We start from the raw sequence: 18,579 nt of genomic DNA, 5'->3' as shown, positions 1-18,579 counted from the left end.
GCGGGCGCCGGGGCAGGCACGGCGCCGGTGGAGCTGTCCGCAGCTTCGCCGGCCCGCCTAGGCGGCGCCGACCCGCGCCGCAACATCTTCGATCTCGACCGAGGCTCGCTGGAGGACTTCTTCGAACAGGAGCTCGGCGAGAAGCGCTTCCGCGCACACCAGGTGATGAAGTGGATCCATCACCGCCACGTCACCGACTTCGCCGGCATGACCGACCTGGGCAAGGTGCTGCGCGCCAAGCTCGAGGAGCGCGCGGTCGTGCATGCGCCCGATGTGATCTTCGACAAGCCCTCGACCGACGGCACCCACAAGTGGCTGCTCGGCATGGACGCGAAGAACGCGATCGAGACCGTCTACATTCCCGACAAGGGACGCGGCACCCTGTGCGTGTCCTCACAGGTCGGCTGCGCGCTGAACTGCCAGTTCTGCTCGACCGCGACCCAGGGCTTCAACCGCAACCTGTCGACCGCCGAGATCATCGGCCAGGTCTGGGTCGCCGCGCGCCACCTCGGCAACGTCCCGCACCAGCAGCGCCGCCTGACCAACGTGGTGATGATGGGGATGGGCGAGCCGCTGGCGAACTTCGACAACGTCGTGCGGGCGATGAGCATCATGCGCGACGACCTCGGTTACGGCCTGGCCAACAAACGCGTGACCCTGTCTACCGCCGGCATGGTGCCGATGATCGACAGGCTCGGCGAGGTCAGCGACGTGTCGCTGGCGGTATCGCTGCACGCCGCTAACGACGAGCTTCGCACCCGCCTGGTGCCGCTCAACAGGAAGTATCCGATCGCCGAGCTGATGGACGCCTGCGTGCGTTACGCGCTGCGCAAGCGGGGCACTTCGGTGACCTTCGAATACACGCTGATGAAGGGCGTCAACGATCAACCGGAGCATGCGCGCGAGCTGGTCAGGCTGATGCGCGCGTTCGACCGTGCGGTGCAGATGAAGGACGCGGCGAAGGTCAACCTGATCCCGTTCAATCCTTTTCCCGGTACCCGTTTCGAGCGCCCCGACGACCTCGCGATCCGTGGGTTCCAGAAGCTGCTCAACAACGCCGGGATGATCGCGCCGGTGCGCCGCACCCGGGGCGACGACATCGACGCGGCCTGCGGCCAGCTCAAGGGGCAGGTGACCGATCGCACCCGCCGCCAGGCCGCGTTCCGCGAGCAGTTGCAGAAAAGACACCCACACGAGAGCGGCCTGCCGAACGCGGGCCGGGGGGCCGGCGATGCCGCGGCGTGACGTCCGCAGCGCCCGCAAGTCCCGGTGGCCGTCGGCCGCCGCCCATCCATTGTGCTTCTGCATGTCCCTGGGGCTGCTCGTTCCCGTGCTGCTCGTCGGCGGCTGCAGCCGCCTGAGCTTCGTGCGTCCCGATCTCGATTCGCGGGACTATCGGCGCGTCGCTCCCGAATACCATGTCAGCGACGACCGCCGCGGCCGCCGGTCCGCGGCGCTAACGGTCGGCGACGGTCAGCGCGCCCTGCTGGCCGGCGACCTGGACGCCGCGGGGGACGCGGCTCGGGCCGCGCTCAGGCAGGACGACTCCTCGACCACCGCGCACACGCTGATGGCCGCGGTCTACGAACGCCAAGGACAACCGTCCCGGGCCGGCGACCATTACCGTCGCGCCGCCGAGCTCACACCGCGCGGCGCGCAGTTGAACAACTACGGCGCCTGGCTGTGCGGGCAGGGGCGGGCGGCGGAATCGCTGGAATGGTTCGATCGCGCCCTCGGCGACCGCGGCTACACCACGCCCGGGTTCGCGATCGCCAATGCCGGCGCCTGCGCCGACAAGGCCGGGCTCGACGACAAGGCGCAGCGCTACCTGGAGGCGGCGCTCAGGCTCGACCCGGAGAATCCGGTCGCCCTGGCGGCGATGGCGGAGCGCGAATTCCGCGCCGGGAATGCCCTGCAGGCGCGGGCGTTCTCCCAGCGCCGGCTGGACGCTGCGCCAGCGGACGCCCGCGCGTTGATGCTTGCGTCACAAATCGAGCGACAACTCGGCGACAAGGAGGCCGCCGATCGTTATGTTCAGCGGCTGAGGGCGGAGTTCCCGGACGCGACGGGCTCTGACACGGGGGAAAGCGGTAGACGATGATCCAGCCAGACCCAATCGAATCGGGTTCAGTACCTAGTTGTGGCTCGCGTTTGCGGCAGGCCCGCGAAGCGGGCGGCCTGACCCGGGAGGAAGTATCGTCCCGGCTCAAGATGCCGTTGCGTGTCGTCGAGGCACTGGAGAACGACGAATGGGAGGTGCTCGGAGCGCCGATCTTCGTCCGCGGGCAACTGCGCAGCTACGCCCGCCTGCTCAAGCTGGACATGGATGTCGACGGCTGCCTGGACCAGGCCCACGTTCCCCGCGTGGCGCCGCCCGAACTGGTCAGCCACAGCCATACGCCGCGCTACCGCCGCGTGCTCGAACAGGCGACCCGCAACACCGTCTACATCGTGATGACCGCCGCGATCGCGTTGCCGGTCTGGTGGGCGACCCGCGATCACCTGTCGCCGTCCTCCGGTTCGCCCGACGTGCAGTCGCTGGAAGTCCCCGACGGGCTCGCGCCGGCGCGGCAGGACGAGCCGGCCGCAACCAGCGCACAGCGTCCGGCCCGCACCCCGGTGGTCGCCTCGATGACGCCGCGCAGCATCGAGAAGCGCTCCAGCGGGGGCATCTCGCTGGTCTTCAACGACGAAAGCTGGATCGAGGTGTTCGGTCCCGAAGGCCATATCGTCGAGAAGGGCCTGGTACCGGCGGGCGAGTCCCGTCGTTACGAGGATGGCGAGGTCGGCCGGATGACCGTGGGCAACGTATCGGCGATCGAACTCCGCCACGACGGCGAGCTCGTCGACCTGTCGGCGTTCAGCAAGTCCAACGTGGCTCGCTTTACGCTATCCTCTGACGGTTCCGTGGTGCCGCCCGCCGAGTGATCGGCCGCGGCGGCGGCGCGGGTGAACTTCACACTCGGCTTCCGGGCCAGTCCATGCATGTCGCATCCGGCCCGCGCCGGACGCGTCGTCCCGGGCTTCCCGAAGCCCCGGCCCGACGATTTGATCAATGGCAATTGACGACCTTCTCGACGAACACGAACAAAGCGAACGCGTCCTCCAGTGGCTCCGCAACAACGGTGTCGGCCTGATCGGCGGCATCGCCCTGGGCTTCGCCGCGATCGGCGGCTGGAAGTGGTGGGGACACGACCAGCAGAGCAAGAAGCTTGCGGAAGCCGACCGCTACAGCGCCGCCGTCGAGGCGATCGAATCCGACGACCCCAAGGCCGCCGAACTGACCGCCGACCTCCAGCCCGGCATGCTGTCGGCGCTGGCCGCGCTCGAGCTGGCGCGCTCGCAGGTTGCCGCGGGCAAGACCGAGGAGGCGATCGCGACGCTGAAGGGCATCGCGTCCGACGATCCCGCCCTGACCGATGTCGTCAACCAGCGCCTGGCGCGGCTGCAGATCGAGGCCGGCCAGGCCGACGCCGCGCTGGCTCTGCTGGCGCAGGCGGAGTCGGCGATCGCGCTGGAGATCCGCGGCGACGCCGAGTTCGCGCTCGGCAAGCACGATGCCGCCCGCGCATCCTACGAGCAGGCGCTGGCGAAGATGGACGTCGGCTCGCCGATGCGTCGGATGCTCGAGCTCAAACTCACCGAAGTCGGCGGCAAGCCCGCCGAAGCCGAGGCCAAGTCCTGATGAAAGCCGCTCCGATCGAATCCGTCCCGGCTTCGGGCCGTCCGCTGCCCGTTCGTCCCGCCTTGCGCGCCGGGGTCATGCTGATCTGCGTGGCCGCACTGGCCGGCTGTTCCACCATCAAGGGCTGGTTCGGCGGCGGCGAAGGCAAGGCCAAGCCGAACGAGCCCGTCGAGCTGGTCGAGTTCACCCCGAGCCAGGCGGTGGCCGAGCTGTGGTCGACCCGGGTCGGCAAGGGCGAAGGACGCATCGGCGCCCGGCAGGGTCCAGTCGTTGCCGATGGCCGTGTCTATGCCGCCGCGGTGGAGGGCGGGGTCAGGGCGCTGGACCTGCAGACCGGACGTACGCTCTGGGAGTACGACAGCGAGCTGCGCCTGAGCGGAGGCCCCGGTGTCGGCGATGGCCTGGTCGTGGTCGGCGGTCTCGACGGCCATGTCGTCGCGCTGGATGCCGAGACCGGTGCCGAGCGCTGGCAGGCGCAGGTGCCGAACGAGGTGATCGCCGCGCCGGCGATCGGCATGGGGCTGGTCTTCGTCCGCTCCAACGACAACCGCGTCACCGCGTTCGACGCGGCCAGCGGTGAGCGGCGCTGGTTCTGGAACCATGACGTGCCGGCGCTTTCCGTCCGCGGCAACGACGCGCCGCTGCTGGGCCCCGGGCTGATCTTCGTCGGCAACGACGACGGCACCCTGTCGGCACTGTCGGCTGACGACGGCGGCCCGTTGTGGGAACAGCCGATCGGACAGCAGGAGGGACGCACCGAGCTCGACCGCATGGCCGACGTCGACGGCACCCCCGTGCTCGATGGCCCGGTGATCTTCGCGACCAGCTTCAAGGGCAGCACCGTAGCGATCGACGGCCCCAGCGGCCGTCCGATGTGGGCGTCGGAAAATGGCGGCCCCGGCCGCATCGGCGTCGCCAGCGACCGTATCGTGGTCACCGCGGCGACCGGCAGCGTCTACGGTCTGGACAAGCGCAACGGTGCGGCGATGTGGCAGCAGCCCGGCCTGGCGCGGCGCAACGTGACCGCGCCGGCGGTGCAGGGCGACTATGCAGTGGTCGGCGACTACGACGGCTACCTGCATTGGCTGAAGCTCGACAACGGCGAGTTCGCTGCACGCACGCGGGCCAGCCGCGACGCCCTGCGCGCGGCGCCGGTCGTCGCCGACGGCATCCTGCTGGTCCAGGACGTCGAGGGCAAGCTGTCGGCCTACCGGCTCCAGTAGCCGGAACGCCAGGCCGGCGGCGGTCGCCTGGGCGCCGCCGGCCGATACCGGGAGAACGGCCGGCGCGATGCCGGCCGTTTCCTTTTCCCGCCCACGCCGTCATCATGCGGCGCATGGGCAGTGCGGCCGGTAGCCAGGCCCCGCCCGTCGTCCGTTCCGATCCAGTTCCTCCAGCCCGGTTCCCGCCATGCTCCCGCTCGTCGCCCTCGTTGGCCGACCCAACGTCGGAAAGTCCACGCTGTTCAATGTGCTGACGCGTACCCGCGACGCGCTGGTGCACGATCAGCCGGGCGTCACCCGCGACCGGCACTACGGCGTCTGCCGTCCGGAAGGACGTCGGCATTTCGCGGTGGTCGACACCGGCGGAATCGCCGGCGACGACGAGGGGCTGGTCGGTGCGACCACCCGCCAGGCCCGCGCCGCCGCCGAGGAGGCCGACCTGGTGCTGTTCATCGTCGACGGCCGCGAAGGTGCGTCCGCCCTCGACGACGAGATCCTGGCCTGGCTGCGCAAGGCCGCCCGGCCGACTCTGCTGGTGGTCAACAAGACCGACGGCATCGATGCCGAGGCCGCCCTCAACGATTTCGCCCGCTACGGCTTCGCCGATGCGGTCGACATCTCCTCGGCGCACCGCCGCGGGATCGACGAGCTGATCGACGAAGTGCTGGCGCGGCTGCCGGAGGAGGGCGCCCGGGTCGAACTGGACGACGATCCCGAGCGCATCCGCCTGGCCTTCATCGGCCGCCCCAACGTCGGCAAGTCGACCCTGGTCAACCGCTTGCTCGGCGAGGAGCGGATGATCGCCTCGGACGTGCCGGGCACCACCCGCGATTCGGTCGCGATCGACATGGAGCGCGACGGTCGCCGCTACCGCCTGATCGACACCGCCGGAGTGCGTCGCAAGTCCCGGGTCGAGGAAGCGGTGGAGAAGTTCTCGATCATCAAGACCCTGCAGGCGATCGAGGATTGCCAGGTCGCGGTCGTGATGCTGGATGCGTCCGAGGGCGTCACCGACCAGGACGCCACCGTGCTTGCGTTGGCGCTGGATGCCGGCCGCGCCCTGGTGATAGCGGTCAACAAGTGGGACGGGCTGAGCGATTACCAGCGCGAGCAGGCCGAGGCGATGCTCAGTCGCAAGCTCGGTTTCGTCGACTGGGCCGAAGCGGTGCGGATCAGCGCCAAGCACGGTTCCGGCCTGCGCGAACTGTTCCGCGCCGTGCACCGCGCCCATGCCTCGGCAACCCGCGAGTTCGGCACCAGCGAGGTCAACAAGGCGCTGGAGATCGCCTACGCGTCCAACCCGCCGCCGAGCGTGCGCGGTCACGTCGCCAAGCTGCGTTTCGCCCATCCCGCGGGCACCAACCCGCCGAGCTTCGTCGTCCACGGCACCCGTCTGCGCACGCTCAGCGACTCCTACAAGCGCTATCTGGAGAACTTCTTCCGCAAGCGGTTCAAGCTGGTCGGCACGCCGGTGCGATTCGTGTTCAAGGAAGGCAGCAATCCGTTCGAGGGCCGCAAGAACGTGCTCACCGAGAGGCAGGTCGCCCGCAAGCGACGGTTGATGCGCCACGTCAAGCGCAGCAAGTGACAGGTGTTTCGCGCGTAGGAGCGGCGTAAGCCGCGATCGGGTCTTGCCGACGAAAGCCATCGCGGCCTGGCTTACGCCGCTCTACCGCCGTTTCCACGGCGCCCTGCAAGGGACCATTACGCAGATGCTGACAGCGTCCGACATCACCCTGGGCATCCTCGCCGGCGGCCGCGCCGTCCGCCTGGGCGGGCTCGACAAGGCCTGGCTCGAGCGCGATGGAATGCCGCAGGTGCTGCGCTGGCAGCGACGTTTTGCCGGCGAGGCCGGCCGGGTACTGGTGAGCGCGAACCGGGCGCTGGAGCGCTACCGTCAGGCCGGGCTGACGGCCGTGCCCGACCGCGCGTCCGCCGACATCGGTCCACTGGCGGGCCTCGACAGCCTGGCCACCGCCTGCGTCACCCCGTGGCTGCTGACGCTGCCGGTCGACCTGGTCGGGATCAATGAGTGCCTGCTGCGCAGCCTGGCCGCGATGAGCGGCGCGGACGGCGCATACGCGATCGACGATGACGGCCCGCAGCCGCTGGTCGCACTGTGGCGGGTGACGGCATTGCGCGATGCGGTCGCCGCGGCGATCGAGGCCGGCGAACGCCCGGTGCACCGCCTGCAGTCGCGGCTCGACCTGGTCGCGGTGCGGTTCGGGGGCGTACGCTTCGGCAACCTCAACACGCCCGGGGATCTGGCCGCGGCCGGGGTCGCGGGTCAGGGTCCGCAACAGTCCGGCTGACAGAACAGCAGGCCAGCGGCGAACGCCGCTGGGCACCGACGGAGCGACAACTCCATGAAAAAGCCTTATCCGCGTTCATCCGTGCGATCCGTGGCTCAAACATCAAGATGACCGGCTTCCCGACCCGGATCCTGTTCGATGAGGCGCTGGCGATCATCCGCGAGGTCGCGCAGATGCATCGCCTCGACGCCGAAACCGTCCCGCTGGCGCGCTGCCACGGCCGGGTGCTGGCCGTCGACCTCGTCGCGCCGATCGCGCTGCCGCCGTTCGACAACAGCGCGATGGATGGCTTCGCATTGCGGCATGCCGATCTGGGCGGCGACGAAACCGTGCTGCGACTGGCCGGCGAGCAGTTCGCCGGTGAGGCGGGCGGGCAGGGCATAGGCCCTGGCGAATGCATGCGCATCACCACCGGCGCGCCGATGCCGGCCGGTACGGATACGGTCGCGATCAAGGAGAGTGTCCAGGTCGACGGCGGGCACGTGCGGGTGCCCGATGGCATCGCCCCCGGTGCCAATGTCCGCCGTGCAGGCGAAGACGTCCGCGCCGGCGACCCCGTCCTGCGCGCCGGTTCGGTACTTTCTCCAGCGCGGGTCTCGCTGGCCGCCTCGCTCGGCATGGACACGTTGCGGGTATCGCGGCGGCCGACCGTGGCCGTGTTCACCAGCGGCGACGAACTGGTGGAACCCGGGATGTCGCTGGCCCCCGGCCAGATCTACGACAGCAACCGCGAGCTGCTGATGGGCCTGCTGCGTGCCGAGGGGCTGGAGCCGACCGCGTGGCCGCGACTGCCGGACCAGCCGCGCGCAGTCGAGGCCGCGTTGCGCGACGCGGGCTGTGCGTTCGATCTGGTGATCACCTGCGGCGCGGTATCGGCCGGCGAGAAGGACCACATTCCGGGCGTGCTCGGGCGTTTCGGCCGGATCCATTTCTGGAAGGTGATGATGAAGCCCGGCATGCCGGTGCTGTTCGGCAGCCTCGACCAGTGCCGTTTCCTCGGCCTGCCGGGCAATCCGGTGTCGGTGCTGGCGACCTGGCTGACCTTGGGGCGTGCCCTGGCCGACGGTCTGCAGGGCCGCAGTGAGCCGCGGCCACGGCTGTGGGCCCGATTGTCGGCGCCGATCGACAAGACCCATGTCCGCCGCGAGTTCCAGCGCGCCCGCCTGGTCTGCGACGATGACGGCCGCCTCGTCGCGACGCCGGACCCGGCCACCGGTTCGCACCGTCTGCGTGCGGCGGCGGAAGCCGATGCCCTGATCGTGGTGCCCGAAGGCCCGCAGCGGCTCGCCGAGGGCGATACGGTCGAGGTACTGCGGTACTGAAGCCACGGATGCGCGCGGATGAATGCGGAGAGCGCGCTTTGAGCCTGCTCCTGCCGTATCCGTGTTCTTCCGCGTGAATCCGCGGCCCGGCTCCTGGCGATTGGCGCGATAATCGCCGCATGGACATCGAACACCTCACTCCTGCGCAGGCTCTGCAGCGACTCCGTGACGGCACCGTCCTGATCGACGTGCGCGAGGCGCACGAGCGCGCGACCGGCCATGCCGAAGGAGCGCTCGGCATCGCCCGCGGCGAGCTGGAATCGGACCCGGCCGCGGTGCTGCCGGATCCGGCGGCACCGGTGATGCTGATCTGCCAGGTCGGCGGGCGTTCGCTGAAGGCGGCGGAGGCGCTGTGCCGGGCCGGCTATGTCCGGGTCGCGTCGGTCGAGGGCGGTACCGAGCGCTGGATCGCCGAGGGATTGCCGGTCGAGGTGCCTGCCGGCGACTCCGACTTCTACGACCGCTACTCGCGTCACCTGCGCCTGCCCGAGATCGGCGAGCCCGGCCAGCGACGTCTGCAGGCCGCACGGATCGCAATGGTTGGCGCCGGCGGGCTCGGATCGCCTGCGGCCTACTATCTGGCCGCGGCCGGCGTCGGCACTCTCGTGCTGGCCGACGACGACGTGGTCGACCGCAGCAATCTGCAGCGGCAGATCCTCCACAGCGACGCCCGGATCGGCGTGGCCAAGGTCGAGTCGGCGCGGATCGCATTGTCGGCGTTGAATCCACGGGTCCGGGTCGAGGCGTTCCCGGAGCGCATCACCGCCGCCAATGTCGAACGACTGATCGCCGACGCCGACGTGGTGATCGACGGTGCCGACAATTTCCCCGTCCGCTATCTGCTCAACGACGCCTGCGTGAAGCTTGGCAAGCCGTTGGTCTACGGCGCGGTACATCGTTTCGAGGGCCAGGCCGGCGTGTTCGATGCGGGGCGCCAACGCGGTCGGGCACCATGCTATCGCTGCCTGTTCCCGGAACCGCCGCCGCCCGAGGCCGCGCCCAATTGCGCCGAGGCCGGCGTACTCGGTGTCCTGCCGGGGGTGATCGGCCTGCTGCAGGCGACCGAGGCGATCAAGCTCGTGCTCGGTCTGGGGCAGCCCTTGAGCGGACGGCTGCTGCATTTCGATGCACTCGCGATGCGATTCCGCGAGACCCGGCTCTCGGCCGATCCGGATTGCCCGGTCTGCGCGCCGGACCGCGAATTTCCCGGCTATATCGACTACGCGGCATTCTGCGCCGGCGCCTGAAGCGTCCGCCGGGACCGGCGTTGCTCACCCGGTCGCGACATCGGCTCTGGAACATTGATCGGGCTCTCACGACCGGGGAATCGGGCATGCACATCCGTGGCTTCGCAGGTGCGCTGGCGTCGCTTGGCATGGCATCGACGCTGTGGCTGGCGACATCCGGCACGGCGACCGCCGGCGGGTGCGGAGGCAAGGACCCGCTGCAGGCCCGCGATCTGGCGTCGCGGATCTCGGCCGTCGCCTGCCGCGAGCACCGGCTCTGGTACGAGCCGTTCCTCGACATCGACGGCCATCTGGCCAGCACCACCGTCGCCGAGATGGAGACCGGGCTCCTTGGCGATGGCGCCACTCCGGCCTGGAAGCGCGTGGTCGACTACTGGCGCGGCAGCGGTCTGCTCGGCGAGGTCGCGCAGCGGCCGGGAGCCAGCACCTGCGAATACGTCACCAACGACAGCTACGCATCGCCGAACTGCCGCGGTTTCCTGATCGACACGCCATGGTCGGCCGCCTTCGTGTCCTACGTGATGGTGCAGTCGGGCGTGCCCGGATTCGGCGCCTCGCCCAGCCACATCGACTACGTACGCCACGCCCACCGAGACCCTGGCGGCAGCCCGTTCCTGATCGCCGATCCGCTGGCCACGGAGCCCGCCGATGGCGACCTGCTGTGCTTCGTCCGTGGTGCCTCTGCGGTGGCCGATCACACGACGCTGGTCGACTGGCTCGACAGGAACGGCTCCGGCGCGCTGGCGATGCACTGCGACGTGGTGGTGGACGCCAATGGCGACGGTGACGGGCGCGCCTACCTGGTGGGCGGCAACATATTGCAGGGAGTGACGATGCGGATCCTGCCGATCAACCGTGCCGGACGCTTCTGGAACCTGCCGCAGGGGCGCAACATCGGCTGCAGGCCAGACAATGCCAGGGCCTGCAGCTTCAACAACCAGCACTGGGTCGCGTTGCTGAAGCTCAAGCCGGGGCTGTCGATGAGTCCGCCACCGACCATCCCGGCCGGGCCGCAGGCCCCTCCGGCGCAGCGATGCTGCGTGCATTGCGTGGTTGGATCGGGCGTGCCGCGCTGTCCACCGCCGCCCAGCCCTTGAGCGGCCCGCGGCAGGAGCTCAGCGGGTGCTGTCGTGGCCACCCGGGGGCGCGACGAACCCGCGCAGGGCATGGCGATATTCCGGACGCGCGTCGAAGCCGTTGTGGCGGGCATCGTCCAACGTCACGACCTGCGGTGACCGCGGCAGCGCTTCGATCAGGCGGAGGGTATGTGCGGCGGGGATCACCTCGTCGTTCCCGGCCTGCACCACCAGCACCTCTCCGCTGTAGCCACCCAGGTGCCGGGCCGAGTCGAAGCGGTCGTGCATCAGCATGTCGACCGGCAGCCACGGATAGTGCGCCCGCGCGACCGCCGCCAGGCTGTCGAACGGCGTGACCAGGGCCAGGCGCCGGACCGGCCGCCGTGCCGCCAGTTGCGCGGCGACGCCGCTGCCGAGGCTGCGGCCGACCACGTCCACGGTCTCGTGCCGCGTGGCGACGAAGTCGTGCAGGGCCAGCGCATCGGCAACCAGCGCCTTCTCCGACGGGGTGCCGTCGCTGGCGCCATAGCCGCGGTACGCGAGCAGGTAGACGGTGTGATCAGGGAACCACTCGCGGAAGGTCTCGCGATTGTGATGGACCGCTTCGGCGTTTCCGCCGAAATAGAGCAGGGCGTGTCGGCGATCGGGATTGAGACGCCAGCCGCGCAGCGTCGCTTGCGGCGACCCGGGTTCTGCGACGGGTGCGCCGGCGAGCTCGAAGTCGGCCTGTTCCGGCGCCACCCGGGTGAACTGCGGGAAATACAGCAGATCGCGCTGCGTCACGTACATGAAGCCGCAGATCGCGGCGTAGCCGAGCACCACCAAAGCCAGCAGCCCGAGAACGATGGCCCACGTTCCACGCCGTGCCGCCGTCCGCTGTCGGTCCGCGGAGTGGCGGGTCGCGCGGGTAACGCCCGGAGGATGCGTCGCCACCGGGTGCCGTCCGGCGTCGTTCAACCGTGCTGCCGGCGCGCGGCCTCGAACGCGGCCAGTTGCTCGGGCGTGGCTTCCTTCTGGTACCTGGCCTTCCAGTCGGCGAACGGTTCGCCGTAGACCGCCTCGCGGGCCTCGTCCCTGGTCATCGTGATGCCGCGCGCCTCGGCGGCCTCGCGATACCAGTCGGACAGGCAGTTGCGGCAGAAACCGGCGAGAATCATCAGGTCGATGTTCTGCACGTCGGGACGGGTCTGGATCAGGTGATCGCGCAGGCGGCGGAAGACGGCGGCCTCGATATGGAGGGTTTCGTGATCGGATTCGTTCATGGCTCGATGACGAGTTGCGTGCTGCGGGCCGCCCGGTGCGGCCGGATGGGGGATAATGCGCGGCTCCGACTGTAGCGCAGCCCTCCGGAAACCGCATGACCGAACCCCAGCTCCCCCTGCCAGCCCCCGGGCCGGGCGGAAAAGCAAAGATCCTCGACGGCAGGCGCATCGCCGAGGACCTGCTCGACTCACTCAAGGCCCAGGTCGATGCCCGACTGGCAGCCGGCAGGAGCCGTCCGGGGCTGGCGGTGGTGCTGGTCGGCGACGACCCCGCTTCGGCGGTCTACGTGCGCAACAAGCGCCGGGCGGCGGAAAAGGTCGGCATCCGCGCGGTCGATTTCGACCTGCCGGCGGACACGTCCGATGCCGATTTGCTGGCGCTGATCGACCGCCTCAACGCCGACCCGCAGATCCACGGCATCCTGCTGCAGTTGCCGCTGCCCGACCGTCGCGACGCCAGCGCGCTGATCAAGCGCATCGATCCGCGCAAGGACGTCGACGGTTTCCATCCGGAGAACGTCGGCCATCTCGCCCTGCGCCAGTTCGGCCTGCGTCCATGCACGCCGCGCGGCATCACCACGCTGCTGGCCTATACCGATCGTCCGGTGCGCGGGCAGAGCGCAACCATCGTGGGGGTCTCCAACCATGTCGGCCGGCCGATGGCGCTGGAGCTGCTGATCGCCGGCTGCACGGTGACCAGCTGCCACAAGTTCACCCCGCCGGAGGTGCTCGAGGCGTCGGTGCGCGGCGCCGACATCCTGGTCGTCGCGGTCGGCCGGCCCGGCCTTGTCCCGGGCGAATGGGTCAAGCCCGGCGCGGTGGTCATCGATGTCGGCATCAACCGCCTGGACGACGGCCGTCTGGTGGGCGACGTCGGTTTCGCCGAGGCAGCGAAGCGGGCCAGCTGGATCACGCCGGTACCGGGCGGGGTGGGGCCGATGACGGTCGCCACGCTGATGCAGAACACGCTCGAGGCGGCGGAAGCGGCCGGGTAGGCGTAGGCCACGGCGGACTTCCCATCGGAAGGCTTCATCGCGGCTCACGCCGCTCCTGCGGATCTTCCGGTCGCTGGATCGTCCCGCCGGCGGAACACGGAATTCAGCATCCGGGAGGACGTCCAGGGGCCCGGACAGGTTACAATGACGCGCTTCATCCTCCCCGGGCCCGCCCATGCTGCGCATCCAGGCTGAAGCGCTCACCTACGACGACGTATCGCTCGTTCCGGCGCATTCGACCGTCCTGCCGAAGGACGTTTCCCTCTCGACCCGCCTCACCCGCGACCTCGGCATCCGCCTGCCGATCCTCTCGGCGGCGATGGACACCGTCAGCGAGGCCCGCCTCGCGATCGCGATGGCGCAGCTCGGCGGCATCAGCATCATCCACAAGAACATGAGCGCGGAAGCCCAGGCCGCGCAGGTCGCCCAGGTCAAGAAGTTCGAGGCGGGCGTGATCAAGGAGCCGTTCACCGTCGGCCCGGAAACCACGATCGGCGAAGTGCTCAAGCTGACCCGCGCCCGCAACATCTCCGGCGTACCGGTGGTCGACGGCGGCCAACTGGTCGGCATCGTCACCAGTCGCGACATGCGCTTCGAGAAGAAACTCGACGATCCGGTCCGTCACATCATGACCAAGAAGGATCGCCTGGTGACGGTAGCCGAGGGCGCTTCCGACGAGGAGGTCCTGGAGCTGCTGCACAAGCACCGCATCGAGAAGGTGCTGGTGGTCAACGACGGCTTCCAGCTGCGCGGCCTGATCACGGTCAAGGACATCCAGAAGAAACGCGACAATCCGAACGCCGCCTACGACAGCAGTGAACGGCTGCTGGTCGGCGCCGCGGTCGGCGTTGGCGGCGACACCGAGGCCCGTGTCGAAGCGTTGGCCGCCGCCGGCGTGGACGTGGTGGTGGTGGATACCGCGCACGGCCATTCGCAGGGCGTGCTCGATCGCATCCGCTGGGTCAAGAAGACGTTCCCGCAGTTGCAGGTGATCGGCGGCAACATCGTCACCGGCGACGCCGCGCTGGCGTTGATGGACCATGGCGCCGATGCGGTCAAGGTCGGCGTCGGCCCGGGCTCGATCTGCACCACCCGCATCGTCGCAGGCGTCGGCGTGCCGCAGGTCACCGCGGTGGCGATGGTCGCCGAGGCGTTGCAGGACCGCATCCCGCTGATCGCCGACGGCGGCATCCGCTACTCCGGCGACATCGGCAAGGCGATCGTCGCCGGCGCGTCCAGCGTGATGATCGGCGGCCTGTTCGCCGGCACCGAGGAGGCGCCGGGCGAAGTCGAACTGTTCCAGGGCCGCAGCTACAAGAGCTACCGCGGCATGGGCAGCCTCGGCGCGATGGAACAGGGGTCCAAGGACCGCTACTTCCAGGACGCATCGGATGCCGACAAGCTGGTGCCGGAAGGCATCGAAGGCCGGGTGCCGTACCGCGGTCCGCTCGGCAACGTGGTCCATCAGCTGGTCGGCGGACTGCGCGCGACGATGGGCTACGTGGGCTGCGCGACGATCGAGGAGATGCGCACCCGGCCCAGCTTCGTCCGCGTGACCAATGCCGGCAGCCGCGAGAGCCATGTCCACGACGTGCAGATCACCAAGGAGCCGCCGAACTACCGCGCCGGCTGAGGCCGGGCAGGCGATGCGCGCCCCGGTGGCGATTCGCGGGTTGGCCGGCTGTGCGGTGGCGCTGGCGATACTGGCCGGTGGCTGCAGCATGCCGCAAACGACTGGACCGTTGCCGGGACCTGCCGCCGCAGCAGCCACGTCCGCGCCATGGACGCAGGTGGAGGTCTGTGGCGCTGCTTTCGGGCTGCCCGCCGGATGGCGATCCAGGCAACTGCACTCGGACCACTGGCGACTGGCGCAGGAATCCGGGCAGGGCGTTGTCGTCGACGTGCGCTGCCTGCCCTCTCTGCGGTTCCCGAATGACCGCTGGGACGAGATCGCCGAAGTCGCCGCGGCATTGGAGCTGGGCCAGGCAGATTGGCCGCAGCAGGACCAGCTGCGTTACTTGTTATGGATCGAAGGGCGGCGGGACGCCGTTCAAGGTCGGGTTTCCAACCTGATCGCGCTGCGCAGGGAGCCCAGGGAAACACACTCGCACGGTCTGCGCCGGCAGGTGGCGCTGTGGCCGCTCGATGGCGACTGCGACCGCGACGCGCTGCCGTGTTCGGCGCTGCTGTCCATGCACTGGTCCGCCGATGTGCCGGCGCAGCAGGCCGGCTACGAGGCGCTGTCGGCGGCGATGGCGCAGACGCTGCAACTGCCTGAACCGAACTTCTGAACCGCACTACTGAAACCCTGGGGCGCCCGATGACCGACATCCATTCCGACAAGATCCTGATCCTCGACTTCGGCGCGCAGTACACCCAGCTGATCGCCCGTCGCATCCGCGAGATCGGCGTCTACTGCGAGATCTGGGCCTGGGACCACGACCCGGCGGAAATCGCGGCGTGGGGTGCGAAGGGCATCGTCCTGTCGGGCGGCCCCGAGTCCACCACGGTGGAGGGGGCGCCGCGGGCGCCGCAGGAGGTGTTCGACGCCGGCCTGCCGATCCTCGGCATCTGCTACGGCATGCAGACGCTGGCCGCGCAGCTCGGCGGCGCGACCGAGGCAGCGGACGCACGCGAGTTCGGTCATGCCGAGGTGCAGTTGGTCGCACACGACGCGCTGCTCGGTGGCCTGTCCGACCGCGACGGCGAGCCTCGCATCGACGTCTGGATGAGCCACGGCGACCACGTCTCCAGGGCGCCGCCGGGATGGACCGTCACCGCCACCACCGACCGCATCCCGGTCGCGGCGATGGCGCTGGAGGACAAGCGCTGGTATGGCGTGCAGTTCCATCCCGAGGTCACCCACACCAAGCAGGGGCAGACTCTGCTGCGCCGCTTCGTGACCGAGATATGCGGATGCCAGACGCTGTGGACGCCGGCCCATATCATCGAGGACCAGATCGCCCGCGTGCGCGAGCAGGTCGGCGACGACGAGGTGATCCTCGGCCTGTCCGGCGGCGTCGACTCCTCGGTCGTCGCCGCGTTGCTGCACAAGGCGATCGGCCGGCAGCTGACCTGCGTGTTCGTCGACACCGGCCTGCTGCGCTGGAACGAGGGCGACCAGGTGATGGCGATGTTCGCCGAGCACATGGGCGTCAAGGTGATCCGCGTCGATGCCGCCGACCGTTATTTCAAGGCACTCGAGGGCGTGGCCGACCCGGAGGCCAAGCGCAAGATCATCGGCAACCTGTTCGTCGAGATCTTCGACGAGGAGGCCGGCAAGCTGTCCAATGCCAGGTGGCTGGCGCAGGGCACGATCTATCCCGACGTGATCGAATCGGCCGGCAGCAAGACCGGCAAGGCGCACGTCATCAAGAGCCACCACAACGTCGGCGGCCTGCCCGAGCACATGAAGCTGGGCCTGGTCGAGCCGCTGCGCGAACTGTTCAAGGACGAGGTGCGGCGCCTGGGCGTCGAACTCGGCCTGCCCGAGTCGATGGTCTACCGGCACCCGTTCCCGGGCCCGGGCCTGGGCGTGCGCATCCTCGGCGAGGTCAGGCGCGAATACGCCGAGCTGCTGGCGAAGGCCGACCACATCTTCATCGAGGAACTGCGCAAGGCCGGCCTGTACGACAGGACCAGCCAGGCCTTCGCGGTGTTCCTGCCGGTGAAATCCGTCGGCGTGGTCGGCGACGCGCGCGCCTACGAATGGGTGATCGCGCTGCGCGCGGTGGAAACCATCGACTTCATGACGGCGCACTGGGCGCACCTGCCGTACGATTTCCTGGGAAGGGTATCGAACCGCATCATCAACGAGCTGCGCGGCGTCTCGCGCGTGGTCTACGACATCAGCGGCAAGCCTCCGGCGACCATCGAGTGGGAGTGAAATCAGGTCCTTCGGGGACTATCGTCAGCTATCGAAAATCTGTCATAACGTGTTGATTTAGAAAGAAATACGTCACGGCAGCTATCGATGTCTATCGCCGGCCAGCAGAACAGGTTGGCGGTAGAACTGACGGTACGAATCGGGGACCGGATTAAGACCCTCCCGTTTACTATCCAGACTAAACCGGTCTTTGACGGTAAAAGTCTCCTCGGGAAAGCTTGTTTCATGCGGCTTTCCGAGCATCAGCAGGTCTCCTGGCCCCTGACGGTAAAAGCCGTCACGAACAGGAGGAAAAACCTCGATGCTTACCGACACCGCACTGCGCAATCTCAAGCCTAAGCCCAAGACTTATAAGGCTTTTGACCGCGACGGCATGTACGTGACGGTATCGCCCGTCGGTACCGTCACCTTCCGCTACGATTACCGTCTCAACGGCCGCCGTGAGACGCTGACCATCGGTCGCTACGGGCCGGCAGGCATCTCGCTGGCCCTGGCCCGCGAAAAGCTGATTGACGCCAAGAAGGCCGTCGCCCAGGGTAAGTCCCCCGCACTGGAGAAGCAGCGCGAGAAGCGCCGGCTGACCGCCGCAAAGACCTTTGGCGACATGACCGAAAAGTGGCTGGCGGGCGCCCGGATGGCCGACAGCACGAAGGCGATGCGCAAGAGCATCATCGATCGGGACATCCTGCCGGCGTTCCAGAACCGGCAGCTCAACGAAATCGCGGCCGATGACCTGCGCGCCCTCTGCAACAAGGTGAAGGCGCGTGGCGCGCCTGCCACCGCGGTCCACATCCGCGACATCGTGAAGCAGGTCTACGCCTTCGCCATCCTGCACGGCGAGAAGGTGGACAACCCGGCCGACGACGTGGGCGCGGCGTCGATTGCGACCTTCGTGCCGAAGGATCGTGCCTTGTCACCGCTGGAGATCCGGTTGATGTCGCGGCAGATGGAGTCGGTGGCCACCTATCCGACCATCCGGCTGGCGTTGCGGATGATCGTCCTGACGCTGGTGCGCAAGAGCGAGCTGATCGAGGCCACCTGGGACGAGGTCGATTTTGAGAGCGCGACCTGGACGATCCCGAAGCAACGCATGAAGGGGCGCAATCCGCACGTGGTCTATCTGTCGCGCCAGGCGCTCGACATCTTCGTGGCGCTGCATACCTGCGCAGCCGGCTCCAAATTCGTGCTGCCGTCGCGCTACGACTCCGACCGCTGCATGTCCCATGCGACCTTGAACCGGGTCACGCAGATCGTGGCAGAGCGGGCCAAGGCCGCTGGCCTGCCGCTGGAACCGTTCACCGTGCACGATCTGCGTCGCACCGGCTCGACGCTGCTGAACGAGGTGGGCTTCAACCGCGACTGGATCGAGAAGTGCCTGGCGCATGAGGAAAGCGGGCGCTCCTCGCGCTCGGTCTACAACAAGGCCGAGTACGCCGAGCAGCGGCGTCACATGCTGCAGGAGTGGGCCAACATGGTCGATGCCTGGATCGACGGGCTGACCTACGTGCCGAGGCTGATGCCGGAGCATGTGGTCGTGCCGGTGTTGAGCGCGACAGTCTGAAACGACGGCC

17 protein-coding genes are annotated in these 18,579 nt (G+C 68.8%); 15 read left to right on the top strand and 2 right to left on the bottom strand.

Going from position 1 to position 18,579, the window contains the following annotated elements; translation table 11 throughout:
• Positions 1 to 33 precede the first annotated feature (33 nt).
• From rlmN to L3V18_RS01625, 10 genes are all read left to right on the top strand, one after another.
• The gene (rlmN, locus tag L3V18_RS01670) at positions 34 to 1,245 is read left to right on the top strand and encodes a dual-specificity RNA methyltransferase RlmN (RefSeq protein ID WP_237053677.1); all 1,212 of its coding nucleotides are present in this window, start codon (positions 34 to 36) and stop codon (positions 1,243 to 1,245) included.
• A gap of 61 nt (positions 1,246 to 1,306) precedes the next feature.
• Entirely contained in the window at positions 1,307 to 2,101 is a 795-nt protein-coding gene (gene pilW, locus L3V18_RS01665; protein ID WP_237052872.1) for a type IV pilus biogenesis/stability protein PilW, read from the top strand.
• A complete protein-coding gene (locus L3V18_RS01660; RefSeq protein WP_237052871.1) occupies positions 2,098 to 2,928 on the top strand; it encodes a helix-turn-helix domain-containing protein in 831 nt (276 codons plus the stop codon). The genes pilW and L3V18_RS01660 overlap by 4 nt, the downstream gene beginning before the upstream one ends.
• Before the next feature lie 127 nt (positions 2,929 to 3,055).
• Complete coding sequence (locus tag L3V18_RS01655) at positions 3,056 to 3,685, top strand: YfgM family protein (protein ID WP_237052870.1); 630 nt, start codon at positions 3,056 to 3,058, stop codon at positions 3,683 to 3,685.
• A gap of 77 nt (positions 3,686 to 3,762) precedes the next feature.
• On the top strand, positions 3,763 to 4,908 hold the full coding sequence (bamB, locus tag L3V18_RS01650) for an outer membrane protein assembly factor BamB (RefSeq protein ID WP_237053675.1): 1,146 nt from the start codon (positions 3,763 to 3,765) through the stop codon (positions 4,906 to 4,908).
• Between the two features lie 187 nt (positions 4,909 to 5,095).
• Positions 5,096 to 6,496, top strand: coding sequence for a ribosome biogenesis GTPase Der (gene der, locus L3V18_RS01645; RefSeq protein WP_237052869.1), 1,401 nt, complete (start codon positions 5,096 to 5,098; stop codon positions 6,494 to 6,496).
• 124 nt (positions 6,497 to 6,620) lie between these two features.
• On the top strand, positions 6,621 to 7,220 hold the full coding sequence (gene mobA, locus L3V18_RS01640) for a molybdenum cofactor guanylyltransferase (RefSeq protein ID WP_237052868.1): 600 nt from the start codon (positions 6,621 to 6,623) through the stop codon (positions 7,218 to 7,220).
• A gap of 107 nt (positions 7,221 to 7,327) precedes the next feature.
• Positions 7,328 to 8,542: a molybdopterin molybdotransferase MoeA gene (locus L3V18_RS01635; RefSeq protein WP_237052867.1), complete on the top strand. Its 1,215-nt coding sequence runs from the start codon at positions 7,328 to 7,330 to the stop codon at positions 8,540 to 8,542.
• A 119-nt stretch (positions 8,543 to 8,661) separates the two neighbouring features.
• Positions 8,662 to 9,789: a molybdopterin-synthase adenylyltransferase MoeB gene (gene moeB / locus L3V18_RS01630; RefSeq protein WP_237052866.1), complete on the top strand. Its 1,128-nt coding sequence runs from the start codon at positions 8,662 to 8,664 to the stop codon at positions 9,787 to 9,789.
• 86 nt (positions 9,790 to 9,875) lie between these two features.
• Positions 9,876 to 10,886, top strand: a complete 1,011-nt coding sequence (locus L3V18_RS01625; protein WP_237052865.1) for a DUF2272 domain-containing protein — start codon at positions 9,876 to 9,878, stop codon at positions 10,884 to 10,886.
• Positions 10,887 to 10,904: 18 nt separating this feature from the next.
• On the opposite strand, the gene L3V18_RS01620 is transcribed toward L3V18_RS01625, so the two are convergent.
• Complete coding sequence (locus L3V18_RS01620; protein ID WP_237052864.1) at positions 10,905 to 11,684, bottom strand: alpha/beta hydrolase; 780 nt, start codon at positions 11,682 to 11,684, stop codon at positions 10,905 to 10,907.
• 134 nt (positions 11,685 to 11,818) lie between these two features.
• Positions 11,819 to 12,127, bottom strand: coding sequence for a DUF1244 domain-containing protein (locus L3V18_RS01615; protein WP_237052863.1), 309 nt, complete (start codon positions 12,125 to 12,127; stop codon positions 11,819 to 11,821).
• Positions 12,128 to 12,222: 95 nt separating this feature from the next.
• Between L3V18_RS01615 and folD the strand changes: the two genes are divergently transcribed.
• From folD to L3V18_RS01590, 5 genes are all read left to right on the top strand, one after another.
• Positions 12,223 to 13,122: a bifunctional methylenetetrahydrofolate dehydrogenase/methenyltetrahydrofolate cyclohydrolase FolD gene (gene folD / locus L3V18_RS01610; RefSeq protein ID WP_237052862.1), complete on the top strand. Its 900-nt coding sequence runs from the start codon at positions 12,223 to 12,225 to the stop codon at positions 13,120 to 13,122.
• Positions 13,123 to 13,297: 175 nt separating this feature from the next.
• Entirely contained in the window at positions 13,298 to 14,755 is a 1,458-nt protein-coding gene (guaB, locus tag L3V18_RS01605; protein WP_237052861.1) for an IMP dehydrogenase, read from the top strand.
• A gap of 88 nt (positions 14,756 to 14,843) precedes the next feature.
• Entirely contained in the window at positions 14,844 to 15,413 is a 570-nt protein-coding gene (locus L3V18_RS01600; protein WP_237052860.1) for a hypothetical protein, read from the top strand.
• A 29-nt stretch (positions 15,414 to 15,442) separates the two neighbouring features.
• Positions 15,443 to 17,008, top strand: a complete 1,566-nt coding sequence (gene guaA / locus L3V18_RS01595) for a glutamine-hydrolyzing GMP synthase (RefSeq protein WP_237052859.1) — start codon at positions 15,443 to 15,445, stop codon at positions 17,006 to 17,008.
• 301 nt (positions 17,009 to 17,309) lie between these two features.
• The gene (locus L3V18_RS01590) at positions 17,310 to 18,569 is read left to right on the top strand and encodes a tyrosine-type recombinase/integrase (protein ID WP_237052858.1); all 1,260 of its coding nucleotides are present in this window, start codon (positions 17,310 to 17,312) and stop codon (positions 18,567 to 18,569) included.
• Positions 18,570 to 18,579 lie beyond the last annotated feature (10 nt).

Source organism: Marilutibacter chinensis, assembly GCF_021725675.1.
GTDB classification, from domain to species: domain Bacteria; phylum Pseudomonadota; class Gammaproteobacteria; order Xanthomonadales; family Xanthomonadaceae; genus Marilutibacter; species Marilutibacter chinensis.
The sequence above is the reverse complement of the archived record's forward strand: the minus strand, read 5'-3'. Positions and strand labels throughout refer to the sequence as shown.

Excerpts from the sequence above, each read along its gene's own strand:
- pilW (WP_237052872.1), top strand. The coding sequence starts at position 1,307 with ATGTCCCTGGGGCTGCTCGTTCCCGTGCTGCTCGTCGGCGGCTGCAGC.
- L3V18_RS01660 (WP_237052871.1), top strand. The coding sequence starts at position 2,098 with ATGATCCAGCCAGACCCAATCGAATCGGGTTCAGTACCTAGTTGTGGC.
- L3V18_RS01655 (WP_237052870.1), top strand. The coding sequence starts at position 3,056 with ATGGCAATTGACGACCTTCTCGACGAACACGAACAAAGCGAACGCGTC.
- bamB (WP_237053675.1), top strand. The coding sequence starts at position 3,763 with ATGCTGATCTGCGTGGCCGCACTGGCCGGCTGTTCCACCATCAAGGGC.
- der (WP_237052869.1), top strand. The coding sequence starts at position 5,096 with ATGCTCCCGCTCGTCGCCCTCGTTGGCCGACCCAACGTCGGAAAGTCC.
- mobA (WP_237052868.1), top strand. The coding sequence starts at position 6,621 with ATGCTGACAGCGTCCGACATCACCCTGGGCATCCTCGCCGGCGGCCGC.
- L3V18_RS01635 (WP_237052867.1), top strand. The coding sequence starts at position 7,328 with ATGACCGGCTTCCCGACCCGGATCCTGTTCGATGAGGCGCTGGCGATC.
- moeB (WP_237052866.1), top strand. The coding sequence starts at position 8,662 with ATGGACATCGAACACCTCACTCCTGCGCAGGCTCTGCAGCGACTCCGT.
- L3V18_RS01625 (WP_237052865.1), top strand. The coding sequence starts at position 9,876 with ATGCACATCCGTGGCTTCGCAGGTGCGCTGGCGTCGCTTGGCATGGCA.
- L3V18_RS01615 (WP_237052863.1), bottom strand. The coding sequence starts at position 12,127 with ATGAACGAATCCGATCACGAAACCCTCCATATCGAGGCCGCCGTCTTC.
- folD (WP_237052862.1), top strand. The coding sequence starts at position 12,223 with ATGACCGAACCCCAGCTCCCCCTGCCAGCCCCCGGGCCGGGCGGAAAA.
- guaB (WP_237052861.1), top strand. The coding sequence starts at position 13,298 with ATGCTGCGCATCCAGGCTGAAGCGCTCACCTACGACGACGTATCGCTC.
- L3V18_RS01600 (WP_237052860.1), top strand. The coding sequence starts at position 14,844 with ATGCCGCAAACGACTGGACCGTTGCCGGGACCTGCCGCCGCAGCAGCC.
- guaA (WP_237052859.1), top strand. The coding sequence starts at position 15,443 with ATGACCGACATCCATTCCGACAAGATCCTGATCCTCGACTTCGGCGCG.
- L3V18_RS01590 (WP_237052858.1), top strand. The coding sequence starts at position 17,310 with ATGCTTACCGACACCGCACTGCGCAATCTCAAGCCTAAGCCCAAGACT.